Raw genomic sequence first — 6,191 nt, 5'->3', positions numbered from 1 at the left:
AATTAAATTTGTTTTGAGGCATTTTCTCGTTTATAGCAAGCGTAAATTTTTAGTGGCTATTATTACACACAACGGTTTGGCTAAGAGCAGGCGGGCATTAAATCCCAATTCCCTGTTCGCCACGATCAAGGTTTGTTGGAAGTAATCACTTTCATTTTAGCACTTTCCGCCCGCTTGCTCTTAGGTAATGTTGGCAAAAGTTATTGGCCCTCATCTTTTATTAATGCTATTATTCGAGGGATGAATTCTTGAAAATTAATCTTTTCCCTGTCATCCCAATACTCATTTTCTATTAGATTGACCACTTTGCGATACAACGGACTTCCATAAGATTCGTTCAAGGCAAGATGCTCTTCGGCTTCTTCAATTCCAATATATTTTTCCTTCAAAAATATGGTAACTGCATCCGATATGATTTCGTGGATGTAGTAATAGGTGTTTTGGGCTTCACTTTCAAATGTTTTAAAATTTTCTGAAAGTAAGTCTGAATATTTAAGTGCTAGTATTTCATTACGATATGGAGCGTTCAGCTGTTCCCAATAAAGATGGCTTACCTCGTGCCATACATTGTTGTTTAGTGACTCTTTAGAATATTCAAAGTTGGGTTCTTTACTTTCATTATCGATATACCTTTTGTCAAACGGGATAATGACAGGAGCATAAATTTTGTTTTCGGGGCTGATTGCTTCCTGAAAAATATTTGCCCTAAGCACCACTCCTATGGGTGAGATAGAGAAGAATATTTTTTGCCCTAATGGTGCTTGATAGAAATTTTCCAATGTTTGCAATGGTTTCTCTTCCTGTAATTTAGTTTGGAATTGATTTTCCCATTTGCTGTAGTTATCCTTTTGGCTGGCAAAAAAGCCCATAAAATCAGAAGCTCTGGCAAATTCCGCACACAATGTCAGATAGTCGATAAGGATGTTTTCATCCACTATCTGATCAAAATAGCCGTATTTTTCAGGGAATGTTATACTATAATCCGGGAATTGGATACACCAACCCAAATCAACAAAGTCATTATAGGGAAGCTTCTTGGCAACCTCAACCACAGGATGGTCTTTGAAGTGGACAAACCACTCGTCCACTGCTTTTTGATAACTTGAGTTTTGTACTGCCGGACTATAGACCCCACCCAGATAATTGATGATGTGCAACAGCTCCGTGCCCTTATGTACTTCAACCACATAATTATGTTGGCTTTGGGCTGCATTGGAAAATACCAAAAATAGGATTGTGATTATAACAGATCTCATTTGTTTTAAAGTAATAAGCTTATTTCTTTTTGCGGTATGTGCCAAATCCTTTGATGATCCATTCTTCATCAAATGCTGAGGCATATTCAATTTCAATAGTGGCTTTTTGTTCAGAAAAAATGGTTCTTAAATACTTTGCACTGTGCTGGTCATTCTCAACGGCAAGGAGAATGATTTTTTCGCCTGAGGGGACTAGCCTGTCCACGTACAAGTCGGTATAGATATAATCCAAGGAATCTTTTTTAAACCCCTGATGTTGAAGAAATCTCCCAGGGTCTTCATTATATATTTCTCCCTCATAAAGGATCCGGATACTTTTTATGAATGCAGGTCCCAACCCATTATTAATCAAAATCAATTCATATTCAAGCTCATTGGGACTGGAACTTCCCAACTCGAGATACGGTAAAACGGAGGCACTCAATTGCTTTTGATAAAGTTCAAATTGCTTTCTGTTCAGGTTGGTTTGATGAATGAGAATGTAAAGTGTGCCCAGACTAATTAAAACAGCTGAGACACTTAAAATCCTATCGGTATATTTTAATATTTGAGGAAACTTTAATTTCATCGTGATGTATTTTGCATTGCTATTTATTCTAATATGGACTTTATATCAACCACTTCAAAATCAGGATTGGATTCAAAAAAATGCTTGAGCAAGGGAATATGTCCCTGCCCATAAATAACCAGTATTGCTTTGTCTGTTGATTGCACTTGCCTTAAAATATTGGTATAGATATGAAGGTTTGTTTTGTACCACCCGGCAACCAGTTCAGTCCCCTCGTAATTACTTCCACTGCCTACTTTTGCGTAATACTTTGTATAAAGTTGCAGGTTTTTTTTGAGGGTATTTGGGCTATTTAGATATATGAGATTATCAGCTACAGATAGGTTCTTTTCCATTTCATTCATTTCCTGTACAAACCCTTGTCCATATTGGTGTGTTTCTTTGATGATATACTGTTGGTCATACACTTCTGCTGCTTGCTCAACAGTCGTGGTGTTAAACTTTCCTAGATAATTCACGCAGGTCAACCGGGGCAGGTTCAATTTTTTTGCGGTTTGGAATCCAAGCAAATCAATCTCGTTAAGCTCGAGTTCATACGTGCCTTCAAGATATCGCTGATACTGCCTGTCTACACCTTCCTGTTTATTTACAGGTATTTCGATGCATATTTGATCGGGATTGAAGCGTGCCAGTTTTAGGACAACTTCTTCAATTTCCTTTTGCTTTTGTTCCGTTAATTTTAATGCATTTGTACTGTAGGTATCCTGTGTGGAAGGCGTAAAATGAATACTCCCCAATAGGGCAATTTGGATTTTTTCTTTTTTTTCAACTTGCCCAAAGGTTGAAGAGAACAAGAGTAAGCCTGTCAAGATTATTAGATGTCTCATTTTTAAATTAAAAATTTTTGCCAACGGCAGTCTGTCTAAAAACCTCTTGGTTGCTGCCAATTATGGACTAAAATAAGGTTTTTTAGGGAAGGTTTTAAAATGATCTGTAAAATGTATCTGCTAAATCAAAATGCTTCTTAGTCCTTAAAATCGATCTATCGCTGCATAACCAGGTTGTAAAATAGCTATGAATGGTCTTCAGGAGTATGCTCCAGGCTTTTTTACCTATTAGATTCAATATTCGTTTGAGATTATAGGCAATAAAGATGAAGCCAACATCTGCAGAAGCACGTTTTTTGCCTTGTTTGGAAAGGATATGGTCAAAGCCCCATTGCCTTTTTATAGTCCCAAAGGGGTGTTCCACGATGGCCTGTCTTTGCCGATACAATTCCGGATCCGCCTCCATATTCCTTCGGTTTTCTTCATAAACAGCCGTAAATATATTCCTGGCAAGGATCCTTCCGTTTATGGCCGTGGTACAAAATTCCCGCACCGGGCATCCTTTGCAGGCTTTTGTTTTATATTGTTTGAATTTTGACTCATTGGATTTTCCCCTGTGGTTGGTGTAATAGTTCCCATTGGTTTTTAGTAAATGCTGCTCCGGACATGTATAATGATCTTCTTGCTGGTCATAAATAAAATTTTGAATATTGTATTTAGGATCTGGTGCATTGGAGGCGGGGGCCGGAATAGCCACCAGGGTTTTAATCTTTAGCTTTTGCGCAATTTCCAGTTCAGACCCTGTATGGTAGCCTTTATCAAAGAGTGCGGTAAAATCGGTGCTTCCCAGGACGGCCTTTGCTCTTCGGACCATCGCCCCCATAGCTTTGGAGTCATTGCGATTGGTCACCTCGTAATCAATGGGGATGCAATGCTCGGCATCAACGGTGGACTGGACATTGTAAGCTACCTCCGTAATATTATTGCGTAGGACCATATGCCGGCTCTCGGGATCGGAAGTAGAGATCTGCTCTTCTTTGGTTTGATCCAACTGGTTCTGTAACCTGTGGTAATTATTCTTTCGTTTGTTGTGCTTATCTATCTCTTTATGGATGCTTTCTTTAGCTAAAGTACCATCGGCATTTTCCAGGGCCTTGTTATATTCCTGAAGTTTATTCTCGATATACTGCAGGTGGCGGTCAATCTTCTTTTTATTGAAATTGTTCTTTTTGCTATTCTGGGCCCTTAGTTTTGTACTGTCCCCTGCAATAAGCTTTCCCCCAATAAGGTTGAAGTTTTTGGCCAGCACCACCGTAGCTCGGAACACCTTTTTTATGGCCTCGGGATTATCTTTTCTAAAATTGGCAATGGTATTGTGGTCTGGGGAAAGTTGCCCTAGAAGCCAGATCAGTTCAATATTGCGTTTGCACTCACGCTCCAACATCCTTGAGGAGCGAAGCCGGTTCATATACCCATAGATGAATAACTTGAGCAATACTCCTGGGTGGTAGGCTGGACGTCCGCCTTCGGGGAAATGCACCCGAAAACCCATATGCTTCAGGTCCAGGCTATCCACAAAAATATCTACGGCCCTGACCTCGTTCTCCTGTTCGATAGTATCATCTAATGACACCGGGAACAGCGAGGATTGTTTGCGATCTTTTCCTTCTATAAATCTCATAGCATGAAAGTACTGCAAATGCTCAATCGCTGATAAAACCAGAATGATAAGAAATGAACAAAGTTATTAAGATTCAGAAGGTTATTAGACAGTCTGACGGTCTCGGTTATCGCCAGTTGGCGGAGTAAGGGACGCGGATTTGTCGGCTTAGTATTGGTTTGTTGGTCAAGTCAATTATTTTCTTTCTTCCGCTGCCGCTTATTGGCGATGAACCGTTGTTGTTGCCAGTTTTAGTTTGTACTAATGCTTTTGATATCTTCTAAAGTCAGAACTTTATAATCGATATCCATATCTTTTGCACTCTCTTCTATACTTTGTTCAAATCCAATTTTTTTTCTTAATTCATTAACCGAGGAAGGAGACTCGATTGGCCATATAAATGATTCCCATATGATTTCATCCGTTTTGGGATCTTTAATTTCACGTCCGCTTGCTTGCGTCCCATATTTTTGCGGCAATCCTTTATACATTAACATTCTATCTTCCATCATAGCCACTAAAGTCATTGGTATTTCGTTTTCTAAACCTGCTTTTTTTATTAATGGGAAATATTCTTCAATTCTTTTTGAATGCTGTATAACACTCCAGGCAACTGTATTTGTTGGTTTTCCAACTATCGATTTTCCTGGATAACCATATTTATCAATAATACTGGAAATCTGCTGAATATTTATTGTGTCCTGTTTTGATACAATTTCCCAACCTTCTTCTTTAAATTCTTCCCACGTATATCCAAACTTTGTTAGAATGGATTTCTTTTCTTCATTTAAAATTGGATAAAATAATTTTCTAAGTTCTTGATCCTTTTCTTCAATAGAATCAAGTTTTACCTTAAGGTCATAATTGATTTCTTGAGCAGAAATATTCGTTATGATTAAAAGAAGTATTATGGTAATTGTATATCTCATTTTTCTTGACTAAAATTGGCTACAACGGCCGCGCATAACACAAGTCGCGGGAAATAGGACTCGGAGTTGTCGGCTTATTGATTTTTAATTGGTTTCTAAAATAACCATTTTCACTATACTACCCGCTATTTGAGTTATGCGCTGTTAGCTCCTGTATTTTTTTGTTCGGATTAATAATCCTGGACGAGAACTTCAGTCGGAATGTGTAGGGTAGTATGTAATTTCCTTACCATTTCTAAAGTCAACTTTCTTTTTCTGTTTAAAATTTCGCTTACTCTACTTTTGAACCCAAAAACTTCGGCAAGATCTTTTTGTTTCATTCCCATTTGTTCCATTCTAAATTTAATGGCTTCTATTGGATCAGGCATCCCTATCGGAAAATGCTCATTTTCATAATTATCAACTAAAATGGCTAATATTTCCAATTCATCACCTTCTTCAGTTCCTCTTTTTGCATCAAAAATCTCATCAAGTCTTTGAAGAGCATTTTGATAATCTTCTTCGTTTCTAATCGGTTTAATTCTCATCTTATTAAATATTATTAGCGTCTATTTTATCATATTCTGCGTGAGTTCCAATAAATCTTATGTAGCAGATCTGATACTCAAAATTGAACTTCACAATTAATCTATAGGAGTTACCTTTGATGTTGAAAACAATTCTGTTTTCTTGTAGAATACTTGCACTCGGATAATCTTTCTTTAGATCATTTATATTATTCCAATTTGTTTTTTCAGTTTCTCGATACCACGATTTTAATTGTTGTTCACTATCAGCGTGTTTTATCCAAAAATCACGTAAAGTTCGTTTCGCAATAATTCTCACATTAAATTATTTTGAAACAAAGATAGATTAAAATTACCAAAATGGTAACTAAATTTTCTGAAAAAATATTGGAGCTAACGTCCCGTATAAAAACAGTGCGAGCTGGCGCGCGTGATTGTCCGCAGGACAATCAGCGATACAAGCGAGCATTGATTTTCGATTTGGTACTAAGATAGCATTGTTTTT

The 6,191-nt window shown here is 37.6% G+C and carries 7 protein-coding genes; all 7 read right to left on the bottom strand.

Annotated elements, in window-relative coordinates:
- Positions 1 to 200 precede the first annotated feature (200 nt).
- Entirely contained in the window at positions 201 to 1,352 is a 1,152-nt protein-coding gene (locus ACW6QP_RS15275; RefSeq protein ID WP_457911745.1) for a DUF4932 domain-containing protein, read from the bottom strand.
- Positions 1,276 to 1,824, bottom strand: a complete 549-nt coding sequence (locus tag ACW6QP_RS15270) for a hypothetical protein (protein WP_457911744.1) — start codon at positions 1,822 to 1,824, stop codon at positions 1,276 to 1,278. The genes ACW6QP_RS15275 and ACW6QP_RS15270 overlap by 77 nt, the downstream gene beginning before the upstream one ends.
- Positions 1,825 to 1,847: 23 nt before the next feature.
- Positions 1,848 to 2,651, bottom strand: a complete 804-nt coding sequence (locus ACW6QP_RS15265) for a DUF5694 domain-containing protein (protein ID WP_457911743.1) — start codon at positions 2,649 to 2,651, stop codon at positions 1,848 to 1,850.
- A 94-nt stretch (positions 2,652 to 2,745) separates the two neighbouring features.
- The gene (locus tag ACW6QP_RS15260) at positions 2,746 to 4,272 is read right to left on the bottom strand and encodes an IS1182 family transposase (RefSeq protein ID WP_457911742.1); all 1,527 of its coding nucleotides are present in this window, start codon (positions 4,270 to 4,272) and stop codon (positions 2,746 to 2,748) included.
- A gap of 230 nt (positions 4,273 to 4,502) precedes the next feature.
- Positions 4,503 to 5,180 (bottom strand): DUF6624 domain-containing protein, encoded by a 678-nt coding sequence (locus tag ACW6QP_RS15255; RefSeq protein WP_457911741.1) that lies wholly within the window; start codon positions 5,178 to 5,180, stop codon positions 4,503 to 4,505.
- 170 nt (positions 5,181 to 5,350) lie between these two features.
- Positions 5,351 to 5,707 carry a helix-turn-helix domain-containing protein gene (locus ACW6QP_RS15250; protein ID WP_457911740.1) on the bottom strand — a complete coding sequence of 119 codons (357 nt, stop codon included), beginning with the start codon at positions 5,705 to 5,707 and terminating at the stop codon, positions 5,351 to 5,353.
- 4 nt (positions 5,708 to 5,711) lie between these two features.
- Complete coding sequence (locus ACW6QP_RS15245; RefSeq protein ID WP_311505140.1) at positions 5,712 to 6,005, bottom strand: type II toxin-antitoxin system HigB family toxin; 294 nt, start codon at positions 6,003 to 6,005, stop codon at positions 5,712 to 5,714.
- Positions 6,006 to 6,191: the final 186 nt, after the last annotated feature.

The organism is Salegentibacter haimaensis (assembly GCF_054121495.1).
The sequence above is the reverse complement of the archived record's forward strand: the minus strand, read 5'-3'. Positions and strand labels throughout refer to the sequence as shown.